General features: G+C 32.4%; 24 protein-coding genes and 1 tRNA gene. All 25 read right to left on the bottom strand.

What is annotated here, in order from left to right; translation table 11 throughout:
- Nucleotides 1-2: 2 nt before the first annotated feature.
- A complete protein-coding gene (gene gatA / locus ACY3JO_RS06390) occupies nucleotides 3-1,451 on the bottom strand; it encodes an Asp-tRNA(Asn)/Glu-tRNA(Gln) amidotransferase subunit GatA (protein ID WP_463084194.1) in 1,449 nt (482 codons plus the stop codon).
- Nucleotides 1,452-1,456: 5 nt separating this feature from the next.
- Nucleotides 1,457-1,756, bottom strand: a complete 300-nt coding sequence (gatC, locus tag ACY3JO_RS06385; protein ID WP_148807586.1) for an Asp-tRNA(Asn)/Glu-tRNA(Gln) amidotransferase subunit GatC — start codon at nucleotides 1,754-1,756, stop codon at nucleotides 1,457-1,459.
- A gap of 3 nt (nucleotides 1,757-1,759) precedes the next feature.
- Entirely contained in the window at nucleotides 1,760-2,749 is a 990-nt protein-coding gene (locus ACY3JO_RS06380) for a dipeptide ABC transporter ATP-binding protein (protein ID WP_148807585.1), read from the bottom strand.
- Complete coding sequence (locus ACY3JO_RS06375; protein ID WP_463084193.1) at nucleotides 2,746-3,732, bottom strand: ABC transporter ATP-binding protein; 987 nt, start codon at nucleotides 3,730-3,732, stop codon at nucleotides 2,746-2,748. The genes ACY3JO_RS06380 and ACY3JO_RS06375 overlap by 4 nt, the downstream gene beginning before the upstream one ends.
- A gap of 74 nt (nucleotides 3,733-3,806) precedes the next feature.
- Nucleotides 3,807-3,894, bottom strand: a tRNA-Leu gene (locus ACY3JO_RS06370).
- 61 nt (nucleotides 3,895-3,955) lie between these two features.
- Nucleotides 3,956-5,023 carry a recombinase RecA gene (recA, locus tag ACY3JO_RS06365; protein WP_148807583.1) on the bottom strand — a complete coding sequence of 356 codons (1,068 nt, stop codon included), beginning with the start codon at nucleotides 5,021-5,023 and terminating at the stop codon, nucleotides 3,956-3,958.
- A 59-nt stretch (nucleotides 5,024-5,082) separates the two neighbouring features.
- Nucleotides 5,083-6,123 (bottom strand): NAD(P)H-dependent glycerol-3-phosphate dehydrogenase, encoded by a 1,041-nt coding sequence (locus ACY3JO_RS06360; protein WP_463084192.1) that lies wholly within the window; start codon nucleotides 6,121-6,123, stop codon nucleotides 5,083-5,085.
- A complete protein-coding gene (plsY, locus tag ACY3JO_RS06355) occupies nucleotides 6,105-6,710 on the bottom strand; it encodes a glycerol-3-phosphate 1-O-acyltransferase PlsY (protein WP_463084191.1) in 606 nt (201 codons plus the stop codon). Before plsY ends, ACY3JO_RS06360 begins: the two co-directional genes overlap by 19 nt.
- Nucleotides 6,711-6,715: 5 nt before the next feature.
- Entirely contained in the window at nucleotides 6,716-8,017 is a 1,302-nt protein-coding gene (gene der / locus ACY3JO_RS06350) for a ribosome biogenesis GTPase Der (RefSeq protein ID WP_463084190.1), read from the bottom strand.
- A 2-nt stretch (nucleotides 8,018-8,019) separates the two neighbouring features.
- A complete protein-coding gene (ispH, locus tag ACY3JO_RS06345; protein WP_463084189.1) occupies nucleotides 8,020-8,871 on the bottom strand; it encodes a 4-hydroxy-3-methylbut-2-enyl diphosphate reductase in 852 nt (283 codons plus the stop codon).
- The gene (locus ACY3JO_RS06340) at nucleotides 8,868-9,503 is read right to left on the bottom strand and encodes a lysophospholipid acyltransferase family protein (RefSeq protein WP_463084188.1); all 636 of its coding nucleotides are present in this window, start codon (nucleotides 9,501-9,503) and stop codon (nucleotides 8,868-8,870) included. The genes ispH and ACY3JO_RS06340 overlap by 4 nt, the downstream gene beginning before the upstream one ends.
- Nucleotides 9,490-10,152, bottom strand: coding sequence for a lysophospholipid acyltransferase family protein (locus ACY3JO_RS06335; protein WP_463084187.1), 663 nt, complete (start codon nucleotides 10,150-10,152; stop codon nucleotides 9,490-9,492). The genes ACY3JO_RS06340 and ACY3JO_RS06335 overlap by 14 nt, the downstream gene beginning before the upstream one ends.
- The gene (locus tag ACY3JO_RS06330; RefSeq protein ID WP_463084186.1) at nucleotides 10,133-11,059 is read right to left on the bottom strand and encodes an ABC transporter permease; all 927 of its coding nucleotides are present in this window, start codon (nucleotides 11,057-11,059) and stop codon (nucleotides 10,133-10,135) included. The genes ACY3JO_RS06335 and ACY3JO_RS06330 overlap by 20 nt, the downstream gene beginning before the upstream one ends.
- Nucleotides 11,052-12,155, bottom strand: coding sequence for an ABC transporter permease (locus tag ACY3JO_RS06325; protein ID WP_463084185.1), 1,104 nt, complete (start codon nucleotides 12,153-12,155; stop codon nucleotides 11,052-11,054). The genes ACY3JO_RS06330 and ACY3JO_RS06325 overlap by 8 nt, the downstream gene beginning before the upstream one ends.
- Nucleotides 12,152-13,684: an ABC transporter ATP-binding protein gene (locus tag ACY3JO_RS06320; RefSeq protein ID WP_463084184.1), complete on the bottom strand. Its 1,533-nt coding sequence runs from the start codon at nucleotides 13,682-13,684 to the stop codon at nucleotides 12,152-12,154. The genes ACY3JO_RS06325 and ACY3JO_RS06320 overlap by 4 nt, the downstream gene beginning before the upstream one ends.
- A 63-nt stretch (nucleotides 13,685-13,747) precedes the next feature.
- Nucleotides 13,748-14,758, bottom strand: a complete 1,011-nt coding sequence (locus tag ACY3JO_RS06315) for a BMP family lipoprotein (RefSeq protein ID WP_463084183.1) — start codon at nucleotides 14,756-14,758, stop codon at nucleotides 13,748-13,750.
- 72 nt (nucleotides 14,759-14,830) lie between these two features.
- On the bottom strand, nucleotides 14,831-16,768 hold the full coding sequence (locus ACY3JO_RS06310; RefSeq protein WP_463084182.1) for a DNA translocase FtsK: 1,938 nt from the start codon (nucleotides 16,766-16,768) through the stop codon (nucleotides 14,831-14,833).
- Nucleotides 16,769-16,770: 2 nt separating this feature from the next.
- A complete protein-coding gene (locus ACY3JO_RS06305; protein ID WP_463084181.1) occupies nucleotides 16,771-18,414 on the bottom strand; it encodes a ribonuclease J in 1,644 nt (547 codons plus the stop codon).
- Nucleotides 18,404-19,300, bottom strand: coding sequence for a 4-hydroxy-tetrahydrodipicolinate synthase (dapA, locus tag ACY3JO_RS06300; protein WP_463084180.1), 897 nt, complete (start codon nucleotides 19,298-19,300; stop codon nucleotides 18,404-18,406). Before dapA ends, ACY3JO_RS06305 begins: the two co-directional genes overlap by 11 nt.
- Before the next feature lie 16 nt (nucleotides 19,301-19,316).
- Nucleotides 19,317-20,111 carry a 4-hydroxy-tetrahydrodipicolinate reductase gene (gene dapB / locus ACY3JO_RS06295; RefSeq protein WP_463084179.1) on the bottom strand — a complete coding sequence of 265 codons (795 nt, stop codon included), beginning with the start codon at nucleotides 20,109-20,111 and terminating at the stop codon, nucleotides 19,317-19,319.
- A 1-nt stretch (nucleotide 20,112) separates the two neighbouring features.
- Nucleotides 20,113-21,381 (bottom strand): M16 family metallopeptidase, encoded by a 1,269-nt coding sequence (locus tag ACY3JO_RS06290; RefSeq protein ID WP_463084178.1) that lies wholly within the window; start codon nucleotides 21,379-21,381, stop codon nucleotides 20,113-20,115.
- 14 nt (nucleotides 21,382-21,395) lie between these two features.
- Nucleotides 21,396-23,477 (bottom strand): polyribonucleotide nucleotidyltransferase, encoded by a 2,082-nt coding sequence (locus ACY3JO_RS06285; RefSeq protein WP_463084177.1) that lies wholly within the window; start codon nucleotides 23,475-23,477, stop codon nucleotides 21,396-21,398.
- 4 nt (nucleotides 23,478-23,481) lie between these two features.
- On the bottom strand, nucleotides 23,482-23,751 hold the full coding sequence (gene rpsO, locus ACY3JO_RS06280; RefSeq protein WP_463082082.1) for a 30S ribosomal protein S15: 270 nt from the start codon (nucleotides 23,749-23,751) through the stop codon (nucleotides 23,482-23,484).
- A gap of 81 nt (nucleotides 23,752-23,832) precedes the next feature.
- Nucleotides 23,833-24,441 (bottom strand): S16 family serine protease, encoded by a 609-nt coding sequence (locus tag ACY3JO_RS06275; RefSeq protein WP_463084176.1) that lies wholly within the window; start codon nucleotides 24,439-24,441, stop codon nucleotides 23,833-23,835.
- The gene (locus ACY3JO_RS06270; RefSeq protein WP_463084175.1) at nucleotides 24,423-24,866 is read right to left on the bottom strand and encodes an ATPase; all 444 of its coding nucleotides are present in this window, start codon (nucleotides 24,864-24,866) and stop codon (nucleotides 24,423-24,425) included. The genes ACY3JO_RS06275 and ACY3JO_RS06270 overlap by 19 nt, the downstream gene beginning before the upstream one ends.

Below are 24,866 nucleotides of genomic sequence, written 5' to 3'. Positions count from 1 at the left end.
GTTTAAGCCCTCTCCTTTTGAGGAAGAGTTGGATATTTATCTGAAAAATCCATCATTTCTTGATATGCATAGGCAAATTGAAGAAGTCTATTTTCTGAGAAGAAAGTACTCATGAATTGAATTCCTACAGGAAGATTATTATAGAAGCCAGCAGGCATAGAGATGGCAGGGATACCAGCAAGATTTACTGGTATTGTCATTATATCAGTAAGATACATTTGGAGAGGATCGGATATTTTCTCTCCTAATTTAAAAGGAAGAATAGGACTTGTTGGTGAAACAATTATATCAACTTTTTTGAATGCTTCTTCAAATTCTCTTCTAATTAAATTCCTTACCTTTGTTGCCTTTAAATAATAAGCATCATAATATCCAGCACTTAAAGCGTAAGTACCCAATATTATTCTTCTTTTAACTTCACTTCCAAATCCATGGCCTCTTGTGTTTTTATACATTGATATGAGGTCTTCCACCTCTTCTCTGTATCCATACTTTACTCCATCGTATCTTGCTAAATTTGAACTTGCTTCAGAGGTAGCAATTATATAATAAACAGAAAGGGCATATTCTACAGAAGGAAGAGATATTTTTACTATTTCAACCCCTAAATCTTTAAATACATCAAAGGATCTATCAAGAACCTTTAAAACCTCCTCTGAAACTCCTTTTTGCCAAAGTTCTTCAGGAAATCCTACTTTCCATCCCTTTACACTTTTACCTAAATTTTCAAAATAATCTGGAATTTCATAAGGGGAAGAAGTGGAATCCATAGGATCATGTCCAGCAATAACCTGAAGAATTGAGGCTACATCCTCCACTCTTCTACCAAAAGGCCCTATTTGATCTAAGGATGAGGCAAAGGCTACAAGTCCATATCGTGATACAAGGCCATATGTAGGTTTTAACCCTATAACTCCAGTGAAGGATGCAGGCAATCTTATAGATCCACCTGTATCAGATCCTATTGAAACAGGTATCTCTCCCGCTGAAACACAAGCTGCAGATCCACCACTTGATCCTCCCGGGACTCTTTCAATGTCCCAAGGATTTTTAGTAGGACCAAAGGCAGAATTTTCTGTAGAAGACCCCATAGCAAATTCGTCTAAATTTGTCTTTCCAATTATTATTGCCCCGTTATCTTTAAGTCTTCTTATGATAGTAGCATCATATGGGGGTATAAAATTTTCAAGAATTTTAGAAGCACAAGTAGTCCTGATATTTTTAGTAAGGATATTATCTTTTATAGCAATAGGAATTCCATAAAGAGGTAAATCCTTAGGTTTTTTCTCAAGTTCATTAATTTGTTTTTCTATTTCTTCATAAGGCACTGTAAGGAAAGCATGAATAAAGGGTTCCCATTCTTCTATCTTTTTTAAATAAAAATCTATTAATTCCCTTACTTTTAGCTCATTTTTATTGTATAAATCTTTTATTTCTTTAAGATTTCTCATACTAATTATTCCCTTTTCAAAATTCTTGGAATTTTAAATCCGTCTTCCTCCACTTCAGGAGCATTCATAAAAATTTCTTCCTTAGAAATACTCTTTCTAACTTCATCTTCCCTCCATACATTAGATAGAGGTAATACATGTGCCATTGGCTCTACATTGGTGGTGTCTAATTCTTGAAGTTTATTAAAATAATCAAGAATACTTTGTAATTGACGAGAAAACAATTCTTCTTCCTCTGGCGTTAGATATAATCTTGCTAGATGAGCAGTTTTCTTTAGTTGATTTTTAAAATCTTGCTTTTCCATAATTTAATATAAATGGCAAGCCACAAAATGATTTGGTTTTATCTCTTTTAATTCAGGCTCTATTTTTGAACATATATCCATTGCACTGGGACATCTGGGATGAAACCTACACCCAGATGGTGGATTTACGGGACTTGGTACATCTCCTGTAAGTACTATCTTCTTTCTTTTCTCTGCTAATTCAGGATCTGGTATAGGTATAGCAGAAAGAAGAGCTTGAGTATAAGGATGTAACGGTGAAGTATATAAATCTTCATTTTCAGAAAGTTCCACAATCTTACCTAAATACATAACAGCTATCCTATCACATATGTGTCTTATAACAGCTAAATCATGAGATATAAACAAATAAGTCAATTTAAATTCTTTTTGTAAATCTTGAAGCAGATTTATAATCTGAGATCTTATAGATACATCTAATGCAGATGTTGGCTCATCTGCAACTATGAATTTAGGATTTAATGCCAAGGCTCTTGCTATTCCAATCCTTTGCCTTTGACCGCCAGAAAATTCATGAGGATAACGAGTTGCATGATAAGGAGCAAGTCCTACAAGTTCCAATAACTCCTGTACTCTCTTCTCTCTTTCTTTTGATGAGGATACTATTTTATGAACTTGTAATGGCTCACCTATTATTTCGCTTACAGTCATTCTTGGATTTAAAGATGAATATGGATCTTGGAATATAATCTGCATATCTCTTCTTATTCTTCTTAGAGAACTATATGGAAGTTTTGATATATCTACCCCATCAAATATAATTTCACCATCAGTAGGATCTAAAAGTCTGATAATAGTTCTTGCTACTGTACTTTTTCCGCAACCTGATTCTCCTACAAGACCTAACGTTTCTCCCTTTCTAATATAAAAGCTTACTCCATCTACTGCTTTTACATCCCCCACATGTTTTGAAAATACAATACCTCTTTTTATTGGAAAATATTTTTTAAGATTTTTAACTTCTAAAATTACATCATCTGTATAGTTATTCATACTTTCACTCCAATTTCCTTAGCATAAAGACAACGAGAATAATGACCTGGTTCTACTTCAATTAAATCTGGTATTTCTTCTAAACATCTTTCTGTTTTATAAGGACACCTTTCAGCATAATAGCAATAATTTGGAAGGGCAACAAGATCTGGAGGTTGACCTTCTATAGCCTTCAATCTTTCTTTCCTTACATCAAGCCTTGGTACTGATTCAAGAAGTCCAATTGTATAAGGATGGGATGGCTTTTTAAATATGGTACGCACATCAGCATACTCAACTACTTTTCCAGCATACATAACAAGCACATTTTTACAACTTTCTGCCACTATCCCCATATCGTGGGTTATTAATATAAGAGACATTCCTAAATCTTTTTGAAGTTGCTTTATTAATTCTATAATCTGGGCTTGAATTGTAACATCTAAAGCAGTAGTGGGTTCATCAGCTATAAGAATTTCAGGATTACAAGACAATGCCATTGCTATCATTACTCTCTGTCTCATTCCACCACTAAATTGATGAGGATATTCATCAATTCTTTTTGAGGCTTCCGGTATTCTAACAATTTCCAGCATCTCAATAGCTTTCTTCCTTGCTGAAACTTTATCTAACTTTTGGTGAAGGATTATAGCTTCCATTATCTGATCCCCTATTGTAAAAACAGGATTAAGAGAGGTCATTGGGTCTTGAAATACCATAGATATTTTGTTTCCACGAACCTCTCTCATCTCCTCTTCTTTCTTCTTAAGAAGATCTTCTCCCCTAAATATTATCTCCCCACCAATAATCTTTCCAGGAGGATCTTGTATGAGTCTCATGATAGAGAGAGCAGTTACACTTTTACCACTTCCTGATTCTCCCACAATTCCTAAACTCTCTCCCTTTTTTAAACCAAAGGATACATCATCTACTGCTTTAACAATCCCTTCATCTGTAAAAAAATATGTTCTTAGATTTTTTACCTCTAACAAATAATCATCCACAATAAAGATTCCTCCGTTAGCTAATTAAAATAAAACCCTTCCCTGAGTACTGGGGAAGAGTTCATATTCTAATTTGGTGCCGAGGCCGGGATTTGAACCCGGACGGGCGAAAGCCCATAGCACCCTCAATGCTACGTGTCTGCCAAATTCCACCACCTCGGCATTTCTTGATTTTGATTATATAAATACTATAATCTAATGTCAAGATTCTGAGATAATTTTGTTATTTAGAAGAAGATTTTTTTGTAGTCTTCTCTTCTTTTGTTTCTGTTTTCTCACTCTCTTGAGATTTTTCTGATACTTGAGAGGTTTCAAAACCCCATATCTTTCTTATTTCTCTTTCTATCTCATCAGCAAGTTCTGGATGCTCTTTAAGATATGCTTTTGCATTCTCCCTACCTTGGCCTAACCTTATATCTTTGTATATATACCATGTTCCACTTTTCTCAATAACCTTTGCTTCTACACCAGCATCCAATATACATCCTTCTCTTGATATTCCCTCACCATATATTAATTCAAACTCGCCTTCTTTAAATGGAGGAGCCACTTTGTTCTTTACAACTTTAACCTTTACTTTTGTTCCTGTAACCTCACTTCCTTCCTTCATTGATTCTGCTTTCCTCACATCAATACGAACTGAGGCATAGAATTTTAAGGCTCTTCCTCCAGGTGTAGTCTCAGGATTTCCAAAGAAAACTCCAACTTTTTCTCTTAACTGGTTTATAAATATGGCTACAGTTTTGGATTTGCTAATAACCCCAGTTAGCTTTCTCAAAGCTTGGGACATAAGTCTTGCCTGCAAACCTATAAAGGCATCTCCCATTTCTCCCTCAAGCTCTGCCCTTGGCACTAAAGCAGCTACCGAATCAATGACAATTACATCTACACTGCCACTTCTTACAAGAATTTCAGCAATTTCTAAAGCTTGTTCTCCAGTATCTGGTTGTGAAATAAGAAGGTTCTCTAAATTTACTCCTATTTTTTTTGCATAATTGGGATCAAAGGCATGTTCAGCATCTATAAAAGCAGCAATTCCACCTTGCTTTTGAGCAGAAGCAATGATCTGTAAAGCAACTGTTGTCTTACCAGAACCTTCAGGTCCAAAAAGTTCAATAATTCTTCCTCTTGGAACTCCTCCAACTCCTAAAGCATAATCCAGTGTAAGGATACCAGTAGGAATAACTGGTACCTCATATCTTTCATTACTTCCCAATTTCATTATAGAGCCTTTTCCAAATTGCTTTTCAATCTGAAAAATTGCTGATTCTAAGGCTTTTTCTTTTTCCATACTTTAATACACCTCATAATTTTTTATATTTCTAAAAGTATTATAACAAGAGTAATTTTTTATAACAAGTTAATTTGAAAATTTTCGTCAATTTCGTGTTTTAGTTCTTTTGATAAAAGACTTATTAGAGCTGATTTTGGGGATTTTCCACCATACAACACTTCATAAACTTCTTCAGTAATAGGCATATAGATATTATATTTCTGGGAAAGATTATAAACTGATTTTACAGTATAAACTCCTTCTGCTACCATACCATGAAGTTCAGATAATGCTTCTTGTAAGCTTTTCCCCTCTCCCACATATTTTCCTATCCTCCAATTTCTACTTAAAGTACTTGTTGCTGTAAGTACTAAATCTCCAAGTCCAGAAAGACCGAGTATAGTAAAAGGATTAGCTCCAAATAAAATAGCAAATCTATTAATTTCTGCTAAACCTCTTGTAATAAGACTTGCTTTTGCATTATATCCAAAATTTAAACCATCCGATATTCCAGCTGCTATTGCAATTACGTTCTTCAAAGCACCACCTAATTCCACACCTACCATATCATTACTCCTATATACTCTCATAAAATCCATATTAAAAATATTTTGTAGAAATTCTGCAGTTACAATACTTGGAGAAGCAATCACCATAGCTAAGGGTTTTCTTTCCATCACTTCTTTTGCAAAACTTGGACCTGAAAAAATAGCAACTTGTCCCTGTTCAATATTAAGCTCTTCCATAATTATTTCAGAAGGTCTTTTAAGAGTTTCTATATCTATACCTTTTCCAGTGTTAACAAAATATGGAATATGGGTAAGATAATGTCTATTTGATCTAATAAAACCTCTCAAGCCTTGAATAGGAATACTCAAAATTGCTATCAGAGTATCTTTTGTGGCTAATTCTATATTACTTGTAATCTTTAAATTAGGATTTAACTTATACCCTTGAAGATAAAAGATATTTTCTTTTTTTTCTTCTATAATTTTTGCCTTTTTGCTATCTCGTACCCAAAGAGTTACATCATAATTCCTTTCCGATAATATATCTGCTAATGTGGTTCCCCAACTTCCACCACCAAAAACTGTAATCTTTATCTTTTTATTCTCCAATCTATTTTATGTTCCTCCCCTCTTATAAGCCTCTCAATATTAGGTATATGTCTATAAATAATAAAAAGACATACAATTACTACACAAATCATATATTCTATTACTGGTCTTTCTAAAGAATATAAAATAAAAGGATAAATAATAGCAGAGGTAATAGAAGCTACTGATTTGTATTTTGTTATACTCACAATTATTATGGCAACTATCAAAACAGTCAAAGAGGCTTTAGGAAAAAGATAAATAAGAATACCGAAAGAAATCCCTACACTTCTTCCTCCTCTAAAACCAGCAAATATAGGAAAAGAGTGTCCTATAATTGCAGAGATAATACACAATAAAATAGCTATATGGTCATTTTTAAGAATAGATGTTGCAAGATATACAGCTAAAACTCCTTTACCCACATCCATCAAGGCTGTAATAATAGCAGGTCCCCATCCAAGCACTCTAAGAACATTAGTAGCGCCTAAATTACCACTTCCATGATTTCTTACGTCTATACCTTTCCAAAGTTTACCTACAATTAATGCACTGGGTATAGATCCTAATAGATAAGAAAACAACATTAACAAGATTTTTGTGATCATGGCTTTTACTCCCTCTTTCTTACTTCTATTTTTATAGGAGTACCTGTCCAAGAAAAGTAATTTCTAATATACTTTTCAAAATATTTTTGAACATTCTTATTCATGATTTCTGGTTCATTTACAAAGAAGACTATTCTTGGAGGGGCAGTTTCAACCTGTGTAGCGTAGTAGATTTTCAGACTTTTACCCTTTTTTGAAAAGGAAACTCTACTTAAAGCTTCTTGAATTGCCATATTAATTTGAGATGTAGGAATTCTCATATGACTTAGTTCATACAATTTGTCTACCCAAGGAATAATCTTTTTCACATTATATCCAGTAAGGGCAGATGTAAATATAAAGGGGAAATAATCAAAAGAGGAAAGTAAACTCGGAACTATTTTTTCAAAATCTCTTCTTTCTTTTAAAGAAGGAAATAAATCGGTTTTATTAAAAACAATTAAACAAGACTTTCCCTTATCTTCAATATAATGCAAAATTCTTTTCTCTTGATCTCTAATTCCTATCGAAAGATCAATAACCATTATAGCTACGTCCAATCTTTTTATAGTATTTAATGCTTTTCTTACTGATAATTCTTCAAGCTCTTCTTCAACTCTTGAAGGCCTTCTTAATCCTGGAGTATCAAGAATCATGTATTTCTTTCCATTAAATTCCCATATTATATCCACTGTATCTCTTGTAGTTCCAGGAACTTCACTAACAATATTTCTATATTTACCTATTAAGGTATTTACTAAGGATGATTTACCACTATTTGGTCTACCTACAAAAGCAAATTTTATTAACTTTTCTTCCTTTTCTACTTCTACATTTGGAATAAGGGATAATATTTTCTCAATAAGCTCAGTAAGATTTTGTTTATGAATAGCAGAGATAGGGAAAGGTTCACCTAAACCCAACACAGTAAAAGGGGAAAGATGAATTTCAGAATCAATTCTTCCTTCCATTTTATTTACTACTAAAATTATCCTTTTCCCAGATTTCCTAAGAATCTCAGAAAATTCAAAATCAAGAGAGGTAAGCTCTGATCTTCCATCTACCACAAATAGTATAAGATCACTTATTTCAATCACTTCATTTATTTTTTCTTTAACAAGTTCACTTAAATTATCATTTAATCCATACCCTGCTGAATCTATAAGATAAAAAAACTTACCTTCATATTCGCAAAGATGCACTAAAGGATCCCTGGTAACTCCAGGCTCATCAGCAACTATAGCTTTTTCCTCTCCTGCAATTCTATTAAAGAGCACAGATTTTCCTACATTAGGCCTTCCTACAATACTTACTACAGGGATTCCCACATCTATACCAAATGTAGTTCTAAGGGATGATGAGTTTCTAATAATCTTAAAACCTCCTCTACAAAAGATTCTGGTGTAGATGTGCCTGTTATAATACCAATTTTTTGTTTATTATTAAACCATTCCATATCAATTTCTTCTAAGTTTTCTATATGATAAGTAGGTACATTTTTAACTAAAATATTATACAATCTTCTTGTATTAGCACTATTTTTTCCTCCCAGAACTAATACTAATTCTACCATTTCTGATAATATCTTTGCCTTTTTCTGCCTTTTCTCAACTTCAGGACATATGGTATTGAAAATTCTTATTTCCTTCCCTTTAGTTAGTATTAACTTTATAATCTCTTCCACTTCTTCCCAACTTTGAGTCGTCTGAATAACTATACCTATTTTAGGAAATGGCTCTACCATTATAGCATCATTAATATTTTCAATTAATACGCCCTTTTCTTCAGCATAACTCATTATACTAATCACTTCTGGATGTTTTTTCTCACCAACAATTAATACTTTATAACCATTTTTTCTTAAAAATTCAGCTAATTTTTGTACCCTCTTAACTAAGGGACATGTTGCGTCATAGATTTCATTACCATACTCTTTATATTTTTCTACCTCCTTATATGGCAAACCATGAGCTCTTACAATAAGCTTTTTTCCCTCTGGAATGGACTCATTATTCCAAATTTTTATTCCTCTTCTTTCTAAATCTTCTATCACTTTTGGATTATGCACTAATGCACCTAATGTATATACTTCACCCTTTGTCTGTAAAATCTTTTCTGCTAAACTAATAGATTTCTTAACGCCTGAACACCATCCATAAGGTGTTACTAAATATACCCTCATTTTAAAAGCTCCATAATACTTTCTTTAATCTTATAATTAAGATTTTTTATCTCTTCTTTAGTAGGTTTATTATTTTTTATAACAAAAATTGGTCTTCCTATTTTTATAGTAATATTTCCTCCTAATTGAGGAAATACTTTTCTTCTTCTCCAGATCTTTTCGGTACCCTTAATTCCAATTGGAAGTATGGGAAGACCATGAGTAAGTGCAAGAGTGGAAGCTCCATCCTTTATCTCAAGAAGTCCTTTCTCAGGATGTTCATTTCTTGTTCCCTCAGGAAAAATTACAATCGTCTCATTCTCTTTTATAAGTTTTTTAATTTTCTTCCATGTTTCAAACTTAAAATCCTGTCTATCTACATCTATAGCTCCAAGCCATCTTAGAAAAGGGTTGAAAAGCTTAGATTTAAAAAGTTCTTTTTTAGCAAGATAAAAAAGTCTCTTATCAAAGGCAGCACCTATAACAATAGGATCCAATAAACTGACATGATTAGCAACCAGAATGAAAGAACTTTCGGGAATTTTTTCTTTCCCTTCAACTTTATAGCCCCATAAAATTTTTAATAGAAATCTTACAACATAAATAATTATTTTATAGAAAAAATGGGAAATTTCCTTCTTAATTCTCTTCATTTTCTATCCTTGCTTCCATTAAAATTTGATTTATTATTTCCATTACTTTATTTGTAAATTCTTCTTCTTTCTTTCTATCATGCTCACCCTCATAAATCAATGGTTTTGAGTATATAACTTTTACTTTACCAGATAAATGTGGAAGTTTTTTCTCAGGAGGCCATATATTATCAGCTCCAATTATAGCCGTAGGAATAACAGGAGTCTTAGTCTTCGCTGCAAAATAACCAATTCCTCTTTTGATTTTAATATCTCCCTTATCTCTTTTTAAACGTGTGCCTTCTGGAAATATTAATAGTACTTCACCTTTTCTTATAGCTTCTAAACCATCCTTTACAGCAGACAAATCAATATTTTCTCTTTTAACCGGAATTCCTCCCAAATACCTTGCAAATCTACCAAATATGGGATATTCGAATCGTTCTATTTTACCCAAAGCCTTAATAGGTCTTGGCAGAGTCGTAGCTATAACTAAAACATCAAGACTACTCCTATGATTAGGAGCAATAATGACAGGCCCTTCTAATGGTATATTTTCTATACCATACACTTCCAAATTATAAAACCATTTTAGTAATCTTCTAAGAACAACTGCAATACTTTTATAAACAAATATTTGAAACCTTTCCCTATATCTCCTCTTTTTCATAGGGTACTCCATCTGCTGAGGGAGGAGTAGATTTACCTACAGCTCCTGCTAAAACTAACATGGTAAGAATATAAGGTATCATTTGTATAAATTGCGTTGGAATACCTACACCTTCTAGTCTCATTCTTAGAGCTTCAGCCAGACCGAAAAGTAGACATGCACCTAAAGAACCTATAGGATTCCAATTGCCAAATATCATAGCAGCAAGAGCTATAAAACCTCTTCCCCCGGTCATATTCTCGACAAAAACCCTTGCATGCTCTAAGGAAAGAAAGGCACCTCCTATACCTCCTAAAATTCCACTTATGAGCACACCTATATATCTGTATTTATAAACATTTACTCCCAATGTATCTGCTGATTGTGGGTTTTCACCTACTGCCCTTATTCTTAAACCAAAGGCTGTTCTATATAGTATATATTGGGATAAAAAAACAAGAACAATCATAAGGATAATTAATGGAGAAAGATCTCTAAAAATTAACCCTATGCCAGGGATTTTAGAGATGATTGGAATATCTATATGTATAAAACCCTCAATATGGGGAGAGGATCCTGCAGCTTTAAATATCAGCCTTGACAAAAAAGTAGTACCTCCAACAGCTAACATGTTTAATGCTGTACCACTTACTATCTGATTTACTCTAAACTTAATTGATACCACTGCATGAATAAATGCAATAATAGAACCAGCAATTATAGAAAATAATACTCCAATTAAAGGATTTTTAAAAAAATATGTTCCAACTGCAGCAAAAAATGCTCCAAATAACATAATACCTTCTAAAGCTATATTCACTACTCCAGTTCTTTCCGAAAAAACTCCCCCTAAGGATGCATAAGCAAGTGGAGTTGCCATTCTTATAGCAGAAGTTATGGTTTCCCAGGCAAAAATTATTTCAAGCATATATAACTTTCCTCCTTTTTTTCAGAAAACGAATGAGTACTTCATTACCTACCACAATAGTTAATATTATGACTGCTTGCAGAACTGAAATTATTTCTCTTGGTATATGAGTAAAAACATCCAAACCAATAGCCATTCTATTTAATGCACCAAAAAGAAGTGCAGAAAATATTATGCCTACAGGGTGATTTTTCCCAAGTAGAGCAACTGCTATTCCAGTAAAACCAAGTCCATGGGAAAAATTATCGAGATATCTATATCTGTATCCCAAAACATCGTTTATACTAGCAAGTCCAGCCATAGCACCACTTATTAACATAGTTACCAATATGACATTTTTCACATTTATACCTGCATTCTCTGATGCATTTATATTAAGCCCCAAAGCCCTTATCTCATAGCCTAATTTAGTTTTCCATAACAAATAGTAAGTAACTATAACCATTAATATTGCAATTACCAATGCATAATTTACAGGATTACTTTCTGGTATGTTAATACCTATCTTTTGAAAAATTGAATACAGCTTAGGTAGCACTGTTGAAGGAGGCAATTTATCAGTTTGGGGTAATGGATATAAAACTCCTTTTTCTCTAAAAGTATTAACAACTAAATAATTAGTTAGAGCATAGCCTATCCAATTCATCATTATGGTATTAATAACTTCGTGAACCCCTAATCTTGCCTTTAATATGGCAGGAATAAAGGCCCAAATGGCTCCACCTAAAGCTGAAAAAATAAGAGTAATGGGTAAATGTAGAAAGGATGGAAATAAGGGAGCTATATAAAGACCTGCCAAAGCAGCTACTAATCCTCCTACAAGAATTTGTCCTTCTGCACCAATATTAAAAAGACCTCCTTTAAAACCAACAGCTACTGCTAATCCAGCTAATATAAAAGATGTGGTATTAAATAATACATAACCCCATCCATTTGGATTTCCAAGAGCAAAATTTATTACTTCTTTATATGTTTCCCATGGATTATGTCCAAGTAAATAAATAATAATCCCGCCCAAAAATAATGCTATAAATATTGATATTAAAGGACTTATTATATTGAGAATTAAGTTTTCTATAAATTCCCGATTTTTCAAATTAATGCCTCCTTTAATTCAGTTTGTTTCTTAACCCCAGTCATGTAATAACCTAATTCTTTTTCATCAACTTCCGATTGACTAAAAGATCCTACTATCTCTCCATTATACATTACCAAAATTCTATCACTTAAATTTAAAATTTCATCTAAATCTGCAGAAACAAGAAGCACAGCTTTTCCTTGATTTCTTAGATCTACTAAAAGTTGATGAACAAATTCTGTAGCTCCTATGTCTAAACCACGAGTTGGCTGAGCTGCGATTAAAAGATCAGGTAAAAAGCTCAATTCCCTTCCTAAAACTATTTTTTGTTGATTACCACCTGATAAATTCCTAATAGGTATTTTTATGTTAGGAGTTTTTACTTGATATTTCTCTACAATTTCATTGGCATGTTTATACACTTTTGAATAATCTATAAATATTCCCTTTGAAAATTTATTAAAATAGTGAAGCCCTAAAATGCAATTCTCCGCTACAGAGAAATCTAAAATTAATCCTCTTTTATGCCTATCCTCTGGTATATGACCAAAAAGAAGACGTCTTTGTCTAATCTTTTCCAAAGTTATGTCCTTGTTTTTAAATAGTATTTTCCCTCTTTTTAAAGGTAAAAGTCCTACTATAGCTTCTACAAGCTCAGATTGTCCATTTCCTTCAACTCCTGCTATCCCCAAAATTTCTCCCTCTCTTATATTAAAAGATACACCTTTAACTACATCTAATCCCTTTCTTCCCCTTACCCATATATCCTCAACTCTAAATATTTCGCCTCCTCTTTCTCTTTTAACTTTATCAACTTTTAGAAAAACCTCTCTTCCTACCATCATTTGAGAGAGTTCAAACTTATTTGTTTCTTTAGTATTTACTGTATTCACTAATTTTCCTCTTCTCATTACACTCACTCTATCAGATATCTCAAGGACTTCACTCAACTTATGAGAAATAAATATGATGGTTTTCCCTTGAGAAGAAAGCTTTCTAAGAATAGTGAAAAGCTCTTCTACTTCTTGGGGAGCTAACACAGCTGTAGGTTCATCTAAAATTAATATTTCAGCCCTTCTGTATAAAAGTTTCAAAATTTCTACCCTTTGGGCCTCACCAACAGAAAGATTTTCAACCTTTTCATACAAATCTATTTTAAAACCAAGAGAATTAATAATATCATTTAGATTCTCTTCAGCTTTTTTTAAATTTAAAGATATACCATTTTTAACTTCTGATCCCAAAATAATATTTTCAATAACTGTAAAAGGAGGTATCAGCATAAAATGCTGATGCACCATGCCTATACCATAACTTATAGCAATTTTAGGAGAATTTATATTAACCTTTTTACTATTTATATAAATTTCACCCTTATCTGGTCTATAAAGACCATATATTATCTTCATTAAGGTAGATTTTCCAGCACCGTTTTCCCCAACAATTGCATGAATTTCTCCCTTATAAATAGTTAAGGATACATTATCATTCGCAATAACCCCTGGAAATATCTTGGTTATTCCTTCTAATCTTATTATCTTTTCCACTTGTTTACTTACCTCCCTATATAAACCCCCTCCCATAATGGGAGGGGGTAAGAAATTATATTTTTACTTTAGATATTTTGCTTTAAATTCTTCGAAGGTCTTATCATCATATGGAACTACGATTTTTCCTGATATTATATCTTTTTTAACTTGTTCAACTTTTGATATTACACCTAATGGAAGAAGCTTTGTTTTTTCATAATCAACGCCACCATTTGCTGCACCAAAAACTCTAATTCCAGGTTTAAATTTTCCTTCCTTTACATCTTTTATAGTTTCATATACTGCTACATCTACCCTCTTTAACATGCTTGTAATAATTCTATCTGGCATGATCCAAGATTGAGGAGAATCTACTCCAATAGCATATTTCTTAGTTTCTTTTGCTGCCTCAAATACTCCCTCTCCAGATGCACCAGAAGCATGATAAATTATATCAGCTCCTTGTTTATATTGAGCTAAGGCTAATTCTTTACCTTTAACTGGATCTTTAAATGCATCTCCTGTTACACCAATATAATTTATCAATACCTTTACTTTTGGATTAACATATAATGCTCCAGCTTTATACCCAACTTCAAACTTGTGTATTAAGGGAATATCCATTCCACCTACAAATCCAATAATGTTACTCTTAGTCATTAAACCTGCGATAACCCCTACTAAGAAGGATCCTTCATGCTCGTTAAATACTAAAGAGGAAACATTAGGAAGTCTCTCTATAACTCCATCTACAATGGCGAACTTTACTTTTGGAAAATCTTTAGCTACTGCTGTAATAGCATCAGTGAAAAGAAAACCTACCCCAATAACTAAGTCATAGTTTTGTTCAGCAAGGGTCCTTAATAGCTCTTCCCTATTTGCCCCTCCAGGACCAGGTTCTAAATCCTTTCCTTCCACTTTAAGTACCTTGATCGCTCTTTGCAAACCATTATATGCAGCATCATTAAAAGATTTATCTCCTCTACCACCTACATCATATACTATGCCAACTCTGATAGTTTTTGCAGAAAATCCTACAGAAGAAAATAGGATAAGAGAAAGAATTAAAAAAGCAATTAAAAACTTACGCATAATAATTTAAACCTCCTCCATTGAGAAAATTTTCTAAAACAAACAACCCCTTAAAATTCTAAATTCCTGATCTTATGAGATGTCATCACCTCCCCTTAATACTCTTCTTGGTTTCCCCTCTCCTTGTGATGCTACATAACCCTTTTCTTCTAATATATCCAATATTCTTGCTGCCCTATTATAACCTATACTAAATTTTCTTTGAATATAAGAAGTAGAAATTACTTTTTTTCCCTTCAAGAGTTCTATCACTTTTGGAAGAAGTGGATCTCCAAATTCCTCAATCTCTTTTCCTTCTGCCTCTTCTTTCTCTTCAAAGGTAATAACATCATAATTTAAACTTCCAAAATTTTCTGCAATATATGATACCACATTTTTAATATCCTTGTCTTCCACATAAGGTGCTTGGAGCCTTATAGGATGACTGCTTGTTATTGGATGAAATAGCATGTCTCCCCTTCCTATAAGTTTTTCAGCACCTGCATCATCTAATATTATTCTTGAATCTATTTGTGATGATACCGCAAAAGCAATACGAGAAGGAATGTTAGCCTTTATAAGGCCTGTTATTACGTCAGTAGAGGGTCTTTGGGTAGCAACCACTAAATGCATACCAGCAGCTCTTGCTTTTTGAGCTATTCTACATATTAAATCCTCTATTTCCTTTGGAGCTATCATCATAAGATCATTCAATTCATCTATAATAATTACTATATAGGGTAAATTTTCTTCTATTTGAGAAAGATTTTTATATTCATCTATGTTTCTTACTTCCAATTTTTCAAATAACTCGTATCTTCTTTCCATCTCTGAGACTGCCCATCTTAACGCATAAACAGCTTTTTTAGGCTCAATCACAACTTTGTGTCTCATATATTTACCTAATAATTTATTATACGTTGACAATTCTACTCTTTTTGGATCTATAAGAATGAGATTTAAATTTTCAGGGGGATTTTTGTATAAGAGACTTAAAATTAAAGAATTAATAAACATACTCTTACCAGAACCTGTAGTACCAGCAATCAAAAGGTGAAGCATTTCTGCAAGGTTACCAACTTTTATATTTCCAATCAAATCCTTTCCAAGAGCTATAGTTAATGTATGAACAGATTTTTTAAAAACATCACTCTCTAAGATTTCCCTCAAATATACTTTAACTGGCTTGCTTCTTGGAATTTCAATTCCTATAACTGATTCACCGGGAACTGGAGCCTCAAATCTTACACTTGGTACTGCAAGAGCTAAAGCTAAATCATTAGAAAGACTCAAAATTCTATTTACTCTAACTCCAGGAGGTATAGATATATTATATCTCACTACAGAAGGTCCAATATTCCAGTCTTTAACCTTAGCTTCTATTTTAAAGCTTTTAAGGGTTTCCTCCAAATTACGAGCAATTTTTTCGTAGTTTTCCTCATCATTTTTTTGAGTAGAATAGGAAAGAATATTTAGAGGGATAGAAAATTCTTTAGTAACAGGTTTTTGAGAAGTATTTATAAATTTGACTTGCTCTTTATTTTGTATCCTATCAATCTTTCCTTCTTTCTTTCTTTTTACTACCTTTTCTTCCTTTGAAACAGTCTTTTTTTTATTAAAAATTTCAAAGGATGGATAAAAGAGAAATCCTAAAAAAGTAAAAAACAAAGTTAATAGTATGTATCCACCTATTCCTACATATTGATATATGCTAAAAGATAATCTTCCAATAAATTTACCATAATTTTGAAGATTAAAAATATGTATCAAGATCGAAATTAGAAACAATAAAGATAAAAAATAAAATGATAAAGCCTTTAAAATATTTGGTTGATAGTCCTTTTTAATGAGCATAAATGAAATACTTATTAGATAGAGAAATAAAGGAATTAGGTATATACCAAAAACCAAAGTTAAAAAGTCTATTAAAGTTTTCCCTAAACGCCCACTTGCATCAGGGAATAACCAAGCCATGAAAATAAATATAACAATAGAGAAAATAATTATTCCTATAAGCCTATGTTTCTCCATAACTATATTTCCCATACTAAAGGAATTATTACAGGTTTTCTTCTTATTTCTTCATTAAAAAAATTTTCCAGATAGGTCTTCACTAATACTTCCTTACTTATATTACCATTTTTAATTTTCTTTTTAAATAATTCTCTAACAACCTCTTTGGCTTCTTCTATTAATTCTTCAGATTCCTTCATAAAGATGAAACCCTTAGATATTATCTCAGGTCCTTCAAGAATTAACCCAGTAGCACTATCTAATAAAACACCTATTACTAGTACTCCATCTTCTGCTAATGCTCTTCTTTCTCTAAGAACAATATTTCCAACATCTCCCACACTTAACCCATCCACATAAACATTAGAAAGTTCTATATGATCAACTATTTTAGCTGTTTGTTGATCTAATTCTAAAACATCACCATCTTCCATCAGAATTATACTATCTTCAGAAAAACCTAAATCTTTACCTAACTTCTTAAGTAATACTAAATGCCTATACTCTCCATGATAGGGTATAAGATATTTAGGTTTTAGAATGTTTATTAAAAGCTTTATCTCCTCCTGAGCAGCATGACCTGATACATGTACACCTGCATCTTTTCCATATATTACCTCAATCCCTTTTCTAAAAAGCTGATCTACCAATCTATACACAACCATTTCGTTTCCTGGTATAGGTTTTGTGGCAAGAATAACAGTATCTCCAGGTTGCAAAGAAAGTTGTTTATAAGAATGATTAGTAAGAAGTGATAATGCAGAATAAGGTTCTCCTTGACTTCCAGTGGAAAGTACCAATACCTTTTCAGGAGGAAGATTATTTACCTCTCTAATATTCATAATAAGATTATCCGGTATATCTAAGTATCCTAATTTCTTCCCTACTTCTATATTGTTTATTAGGCTTTTACCAGCAATAGCCACTTTTCTACCAAATTTATTAGCCATATTTATAGCTTGTTGTATTCTATGAAAGTTAGAAGCAAAAGTAACAAGAAAAATCCTACTTTTCGTAGATGCAAATATATTTTCAAAAGTGCTTTTAACAAGACTCTCAGAGGGAGTTGTACCTGGCTGTTCGATATTCGTAGTATCACAAAAAAGGGCAAGAACACCTCTTCCAGCAAGCTCAGCCATCTTTTTAAAATCAGGGATTATACCATCTATGGGATTCTGATCAAATTTAAAATCTCCACTTATAACTATTAATCCTACTGGTGTATTAATAGCAAGTCCAACAGTATCTGGTATACTATGGGTTTGCCTGAAAGTTTCAATTATAAAGGGTGATATTTCTACAGATTCTCCAGGTACAACCTTCTTCAGGGTTGCTTTATACCCAAATTCTTCCAACTTTCTCTCTATAAGTCCTAAGGTCAAAGAAGTTCCGTAAATAGGCACATTTATATCTTTTAAAATATATGGTAAAGCTCCTACGTGATCTTCATGCCCATGAGTTACAAAAATAGTTTTAACTTTCTCTTTATTAGAAACTAAATATGAGATATCTGGTATTATGAAATCAATTCCTAACATATCACCATCAGGAAACATTAAACCTGCATCTACAACCAAAATGCTATCCTGGTATTGGATAGCCAACATATTTTTCCCAATTTCTCCAAATCCTCCAAGAGGTATAATCTTCAACTTATCCTTCATTTACTTCAAATCCATACTCCTTCAATACTTTTATAAGCTCAGCTCTACTTTTTGCATCTATAGGGCTTAGTGGAAGTCTACATTTACCCACATTATACCCTAATAAATTTAATGCCTCTTTCAATGGTATAGGATTGGTGGTTACAAAAAGTATCCTAAATATAGGCAAAAGTCTTAAATGTAATTCAGATGCTTTGTTTATATCACCTTTAAAATAGCTATTTATCATTTCTTTTATTTCTTTTCCTACAATATGGGATGCTACACTTATCACTCCATCTCCCCCCACACTTAAAAGAGGTAAAGTCATAGAGTCATCTCCACTATATAGTAAGAAGGGGCGTGGAAGAATTCTTCTTATGGTAGAAATCTGATTCATATCACCGCTTGCTTCTTTAACACCCACAATATTAGAGTAATCATTGGCTAATCTTTTTAGTGTTTCAGGAAGAACATTAACTGCTGTTCTTGATGGGATATTATAAACAATGATTGGTAATGAGGTTTCAGATGCTATTTTTGCAAAATGTAAGTACAATCCATCTTGAGGTGGCCTATTATAATATGGTGCAGTAGCTAAAATACCATCTACCCCAATTTTTTCTGCTTCCTTTGTCAGCTCTATCGATTCTTTTGTACAATAAGTAGTTGTTCCTGCAATTACTTTAGCTTTGTTTCCTACTCTTTCTTTTATTCTTACAAAAAGTTCTAATTTTTCCTTCTTAGACAAAGTTGGTGCTTCGCCCGTAGTACCAGATACAAGAATACTATCACTGCCATCCTCTAAAAGCTTATCTACTATTCTATCTACTTCTTTCCAGTTTATTTCATCATCGTTGCTGAAAGGTGTTATTATAGCAGTAATTAATGAACCAAAATGAATCATAAGTTTTACCTCCCCTCTATTCTAAAAAGCTTTCTAATCCATAAAAGAAACCATCTCTTTTTACAACCTCTCTTAAAGCCATAAGGACTCCAGGAATATAACACTCCCTACTCAAAGCATCATGCCTGATAGAAAGAGTTTGACCTATACCTCCAAATATAATTTCCTGATGAGCTACAAGTCCAGGAAGTCTAACACTATGAATATTTATACTTTCTACTTTTCCTCCTCTTGATCCAGGAATTTTTTCAATTTTTGTGGCATCTTTATGGGTTAGATTATATTTTTTCATCTCTTGAGAAAGAAGTTCGGCAGTTAATAATGCTGTTCCTGAAGGAGCATCTATCTTCTCATTATGATGCAATTCTATTATTTCTACATCAGGAAAATATTTTACTATTTGTTTTGCAATCTGCATCATAAGAACTGCACCGAGAGCAAAATTAGGTGCAATCAATATCGAAGTCTTATTTTCTATAGCTAAATTCTTTATCTCTTCTATACTTTCTTTAGGAAGTCCTGTTGTTCCTACAACCATTCTTTTACCTTTTAATAAAACCTTCTTTATGTTTTCATAAGCTGCTTCTGCTGTTGTGAAATCTACTCCTACATCAAAATCATCCTTTACTTCATCAATTGATCCCACCACATCTAAAAAAATCTTATCAGTACCTATAATTTTTCCATAATTTTCCCCTGTAAATTTAGGATCTATTGCACCTACAAGTAACATATCATCTGCATCAACTATTGCCTTTCCAATAACTTTTCCCATCTTACCACAAGCACCAAATAGAACCACTTTAATCATATTACTCTCTCCCCTTTAAAAAATTTTTGATTTGAGGATCTAAAGTACCTATTACTGCTAAAGAAAAAGGCTTGTTAAAGATATCTATTATAGTATCATTAACATCATCTATTTTCACCTTTCTTATCTTTTTAATCTTTTCAATCCAAGGAAAAATTCTTCCATATATTAGATAAGAGTCTATTAAATAAAAAAGCCTCTGCGTTGGACTTTCGATAGCCATAAGTATATTATTTATGGTTTGTTTCTTTGCAAGATCTAATTCCTCTCTCTTTATTCCATATTTTAAAAGTTTTTCCTTTTCTTCTGATAGAGTTTTAAAGGTTTCTAAAAATGAATTAGGAGAAGTAGCTGTATAAATACCAAAAAGAGATACATCTCTAAAGGTAATAAGTTGGGTCTCAATATTATAAACTAAACCGCGCTTATCTCTTAATTCTTTAAATAATCTTGAACTCATTCCACCCCCTAATGATACAGAAAGGAGAGACAAAGCTTCTCTTCTTTCATGACCAGGTGGGTATCCTTCAGTTCCCCATATCAATTGAATTTGCTCAAAATTTCTCCTTAGAAAAATATTTTTAGGTTTAAAAACGGGCGATTTAGAAGAGATTTTTTTATTTACATTGTTGATATTTGACTCATTAAAAATAAAAAAGTTTTTGAAAGTTTCTTCAACTTTCTTTGTAGGGATATTACCACCTACACCAATAATGAACTTATTTGGTACATAATGTTTTTTATAAAAAGAAACAATAAGATCTTTATTATAACTTGACACTTTTTTTTCAGTCCCAAGAATTTCTTTTACCAGTGGATGACCATCCCAAGATGCCTTAAGAAAATTATCAAAGACTAATTCTTCAGGTGAATCTTTATACATTTTTATCTCTTCTTTAACTACCATTTTTTCTAACTCTATTTCTTCCTCAGTAAAGTCAGGTTTTAATATAATATCACTGAGAAGTTTAACTCCTCTTGTAAAATGATATCCTAAAATCTTTAACGTGAAATAGGTAGTTTCCCTTGTGGTGAAGGCATCTAACTCTCCGCCTAAACGATCTATTTCTTCGTGAATATCATCAATTCTCCGGGCAGAATTGTTTTTGAAGAGTAAATGTTCTACGAAATGAGCTAAGCCATGCTCTTTTCTATCTTCATCACGGGTTCCTACCTTTACTGCTACTACAACATTTATGGTTTTTCTGCCTGGATTAAAATCGTGAATTATCTTTAGACCATTTTCAATCTCTATTTCAGTAACTAGCATCCTTTTAACATGAGTTATAGATCTTTTCTGCTCAGACTGATTCTACCCATTGGATCAATAGAATCAACCTTAATCAATATCTCATCTCCTAAGTTAATCTCTTCTCTTACTTCACTTTTTCCGCTTTTTGTAGTTTTAAACTTTGATATATGAAGAAGTCCTATTTTTCCAGGTAATATTTCTACAAATACTCCATAATCTGTAACTCTTACAACTTTACCTAAGAATACATCTCCCTCTTTTATCTCTCTAGTATAATTTTGTACCATTTCAGCTGCTTTTTCAGCCGATTCCTGATTGGGAGCAGAAATGTAAACTAATCCTTCAGGTTTTATATTTATAGTAGTATTTGTCTCTTCTATAATCTTTTTTATATTCTTACCACTCGGCCCAATAAGATCTCCAATTTTATTAGGATTGATCTCTAATACCATGATACGAGGAGCATAAGGTGATATTTGAGATCTTGGTTCAGGAATAGTTTTTTCCATTATTTCAATAACTTTGGTTCTTGCTTCTTTAGCTTGCCTTAAGGTTTTCTCGATAATATCAAAAGTAAGACCATCTACCTTTATATCAAGTTGTACTGCTGTTATCCCATTACGTGTACCAGCTATTTTGAAATCCATACCACCTAAAGCATCCTCAAGACCTTGAATGTCAGTCAATATTTCATACCTATCACCATCTTTTATTAATCCCATAGCCACACCAGCTACATGTGTTTTTATAGAAACTCCAGCATCCATTAAAGATAAACTACTACCACAAACACTAGCCATAGAAGTTGAACCATTAGAACTTAATACTTCTGATACAACCCTAATAGTATATGGAAATTCTTCCTCCTTGGGTATAAGTGGGAGTAAAGCTCTCTCAGCAAGAGCACCATGACCAATTTCTCTTCTCTTTGGCCCTCTTAAAGGTTTTGCTTCTCCTACTGAGAAGGGTGGAAAATTATAATGATGAATATACCTTTTAGGCTCATTCTCTATTACACTTTCAATTATCTGTTCTTCTCCTGCACCTAAGGTTACTACAGAAAGAACTTGCGTTTCCCCTCTCTGGAACAAAGCTGATCCATGGACTCTACTAAGTACTCCTACCTCACAACTTATTGGTCTTAACTCATCAAGTTCTCTTCCATCAACTCTTCTCTTTTCCTCCAATATAACTTTCTTTAATATTGCCTTTGCTTCTTCATTTATAATTTCATCTATTTGTGCTTTTACTTCTCCATAGATAGGTTTCAAGTAATCAAGAGCTTTTTTCTTTAAGTCCTCTAAGGATTTCTGTCTTTCCGATTTACTAGGTGTAAATATTGCCTCTTTGATTTTATCTAAGGTTACGAAATCAAGAACCGCTTGCTTTAGTCTTTCATCGATTACAAATGGATTATAAGAAAAGGGATTAGGATTTACTGTAGAGATAATTTCTTCTTGAAAGCTTATAGAATCTTGTAATGCTTCATGAGCTTTAACTATAGCTTCTAAGAAAATCTCTTCAGATACTTCCTTGCCATCTCCTTCTATCATAAGAACAGCATCTTTAGTGCCAGCCACAACTAAATCTAAAAGCAAATTCTTTGATAAAGAAACAGATGGATTTATATACCAATTATCACTATCCCAACCAATTCTAACTGCTCCTACTGGACCCTTAAATGGAAGTCCTGAGAGCATTATTGCAGAAGATGCACCAATGATTGATGGTATATCTGTAGAATTTTCGTTATCATAAGAAAGTACAGTTACTATAACTTGTACTTCATTTCTAAAATCTTTAGCAAATAAGGGTCTTAAAGGACGATCTATCAAACGAGCAAAAAGAATTTCTGGCTCTGTAGGCTTACCTTCCCTCTTGAAAAAACCTCCTGGAATTTTGCCTGCAGCATATAATCTTTCTACATACTCCACTGTTAATGGGAAGAAATCAACATCTTCTTTGCTTTCTTCTGAAGCTACAACAGTAACTAAAACAGTGGTTTCCCCATATTGTACAAGAACTGCCCCTGTTGCCTGCCAAGCAACCTTTCCAACTTCTATTTTTAAAGGTTTTCCTGCATATTCTTTAGTAAATGTATAAACTTGCCGCATAACCTTACTTTCTTAACCCTAATTCTTGTATTAGTTTCTTATATCTTTCAAAATCTTTCTCTTGAAGATATTTTAATAATTTTCTTCTTCTTCCTATCATCTTTAAAAGACCAACACGAGAATGGTAATCCTTCTTATGAACCTTCAAATGTTCAGTAAGCCTCTTTATCCTTTCAGTAAGCAAAGCAATTTGTACCTCTGGTGAACCAGAATCATTCTCATTCAATCTAAATTTTTCAATAATTTTTCTTTTTTCTTCTTTTGTTAGAGCCATTTTTACCTCCTTTTTTATTTCAAAAAATCGCCTATAGTAATGGAAACCCATCACTATAGGTTGAATATATTTTAACATAAATTATTCAGTTATGCCAACCTTAGGTAATACAAACATTAATAAATTTCTTTTTGCATCATCAAAATCCTTAGAATATACATACACAATTCCATTATAATCTCTATCTTTTCTTTGAGAAAAAGGTAAAAACATAACGTTAATTCCATTTCTTTTAGCTACACTTAATTTTAAATCTAACCCAAGTATAGGATTGATCTCTCCATTATAAGAAATCTCTCCTGTCCCTGAAATCTTTAGATTTTTAGGAAAATTCAATTTTTTCTCAAAACTCCAGAAAGCAAGATTTAAAATAATATCAGAAGATTTTCCATATATGTATATGTTTTTTCTTATTTTATATCCATGAAAGCTTTCCATTTTCACATTGGTTAGATTGTCCTTCAAATACAAATGACCCTTTAAAAAGAGAAAAATAAAATTATAAAAATGAGGTTTTTTTTCTTTTAAAAGTATCACATAAAAATTATCAGGAAAATGTTGAGGCAGATTTTCTAAAATCTCTTTTATATTTACACAAAAACCATCATAAAAGTAAACATAAAATTGGGAAATTATTTCTAAAGTAAAAACTATAAATAAGAGGATTATAATTATAGTTCTAATTTGCACTTTCTTATTAACTCTATTTCTCTTTCCAGTAAATTTTCAACCTTATTCAAAAGGTTATCAATATAATCTTCCATCTCCTTTTTAATTTCAGTTGCCTCTTTCTTAGCATTATTTATAATTTTCTCAGCTTCTTTTTGAGCTTCTATAGTAATATTATTGCTACTGACAAGAAGCTTAGCCTTTTCCTTTGCGTTTCTTATAATATCTTCTGCATCTTCATAAGCTCTTTTAAGTATTTTATCCCTTTCTTCTACTATTTTTTTAGCTTCTAAAAATTCGACAGGTATACTTTTCTCAAGATCATTAATAAGTTCTAAAAGTTTCTCTTTATCAAGAATAATTTTATCCCATACAGGAACAGTAGGTGAATTTTCTAAAATACTTTTAAGTTTTTCTAAGTTTTCTAATAATTTATCAATATCCAT

It is taken from the genome of Dictyoglomus sp. LHC4 (assembly GCF_055181355.1).
The sequence above is the reverse complement of the archived record's forward strand: the minus strand, read 5'-3'. Positions and strand labels throughout refer to the sequence as shown.

What these genes read in the sequence shown, in the direction of transcription:
- ispH (WP_463084189.1), bottom strand. Translation starts at nt 8,871, where the DNA reads ATGAGGGTATATTTAGTAACACCTTATGGATGGTGTTCAGGCGTTAAG.
- ACY3JO_RS06310 (WP_463084182.1), bottom strand. Translation starts at nt 16,768, where the DNA reads ATGGAGAAACATAGGCTTATAGGAATAATTATTTTCTCTATTGTTATA.
- dapA (WP_463084180.1), bottom strand. Translation starts at nt 19,300, where the DNA reads ATGATTCATTTTGGTTCATTAATTACTGCTATAATAACACCTTTCAGC.
- ACY3JO_RS06290 (WP_463084178.1), bottom strand. Translation starts at nt 21,381, where the DNA reads ATGCTAGTTACTGAAATAGAGATTGAAAATGGTCTAAAGATAATTCAC.
- gatC (WP_148807586.1), bottom strand. Translation starts at nt 1,756, where the DNA reads ATGGAAAAGCAAGATTTTAAAAATCAACTAAAGAAAACTGCTCATCTA.
- ACY3JO_RS06305 (WP_463084181.1), bottom strand. Translation starts at nt 18,414, where the DNA reads ATGAAGGATAAGTTGAAGATTATACCTCTTGGAGGATTTGGAGAAATT.
- plsY (WP_463084191.1), bottom strand. Translation starts at nt 6,710, where the DNA reads ATGATCACAAAAATCTTGTTAATGTTGTTTTCTTATCTATTAGGATCT.
- rpsO (WP_463082082.1), bottom strand. Translation starts at nt 23,751, where the DNA reads ATGGCTCTAACAAAAGAAGAAAAAAGAAAAATTATTGAAAAATTTAGA.
- recA (WP_148807583.1), bottom strand. Translation starts at nt 5,023, where the DNA reads ATGGAAAAAGAAAAAGCCTTAGAATCAGCAATTTTTCAGATTGAAAAG.
- ACY3JO_RS06285 (WP_463084177.1), bottom strand. Translation starts at nt 23,477, where the DNA reads ATGCGGCAAGTTTATACATTTACTAAAGAATATGCAGGAAAACCTTTA.
- ACY3JO_RS06335 (WP_463084187.1), bottom strand. Translation starts at nt 10,152, where the DNA reads ATGAAAAAGAGGAGATATAGGGAAAGGTTTCAAATATTTGTTTATAAA.
- gatA (WP_463084194.1), bottom strand. Translation starts at nt 1,451, where the DNA reads ATGAGAAATCTTAAAGAAATAAAAGATTTATACAATAAAAATGAGCTA.
- ACY3JO_RS06340 (WP_463084188.1), bottom strand. Translation starts at nt 9,503, where the DNA reads ATGAAGAGAATTAAGAAGGAAATTTCCCATTTTTTCTATAAAATAATT.
- ACY3JO_RS06270 (WP_463084175.1), bottom strand. Translation starts at nt 24,866, where the DNA reads ATGGATATTGATAAATTATTAGAAAACTTAGAAAAACTTAAAAGTATT.
- dapB (WP_463084179.1), bottom strand. Translation starts at nt 20,111, where the DNA reads ATGATTAAAGTGGTTCTATTTGGTGCTTGTGGTAAGATGGGAAAAGTT.
- ACY3JO_RS06380 (WP_148807585.1), bottom strand. Translation starts at nt 2,749, where the DNA reads ATGAATAACTATACAGATGATGTAATTTTAGAAGTTAAAAATCTTAAA.
- ACY3JO_RS06315 (WP_463084183.1), bottom strand. Translation starts at nt 14,758, where the DNA reads ATGCGTAAGTTTTTAATTGCTTTTTTAATTCTTTCTCTTATCCTATTT.
- ACY3JO_RS06330 (WP_463084186.1), bottom strand. Translation starts at nt 11,059, where the DNA reads ATGCTTGAAATAATTTTTGCCTGGGAAACCATAACTTCTGCTATAAGA.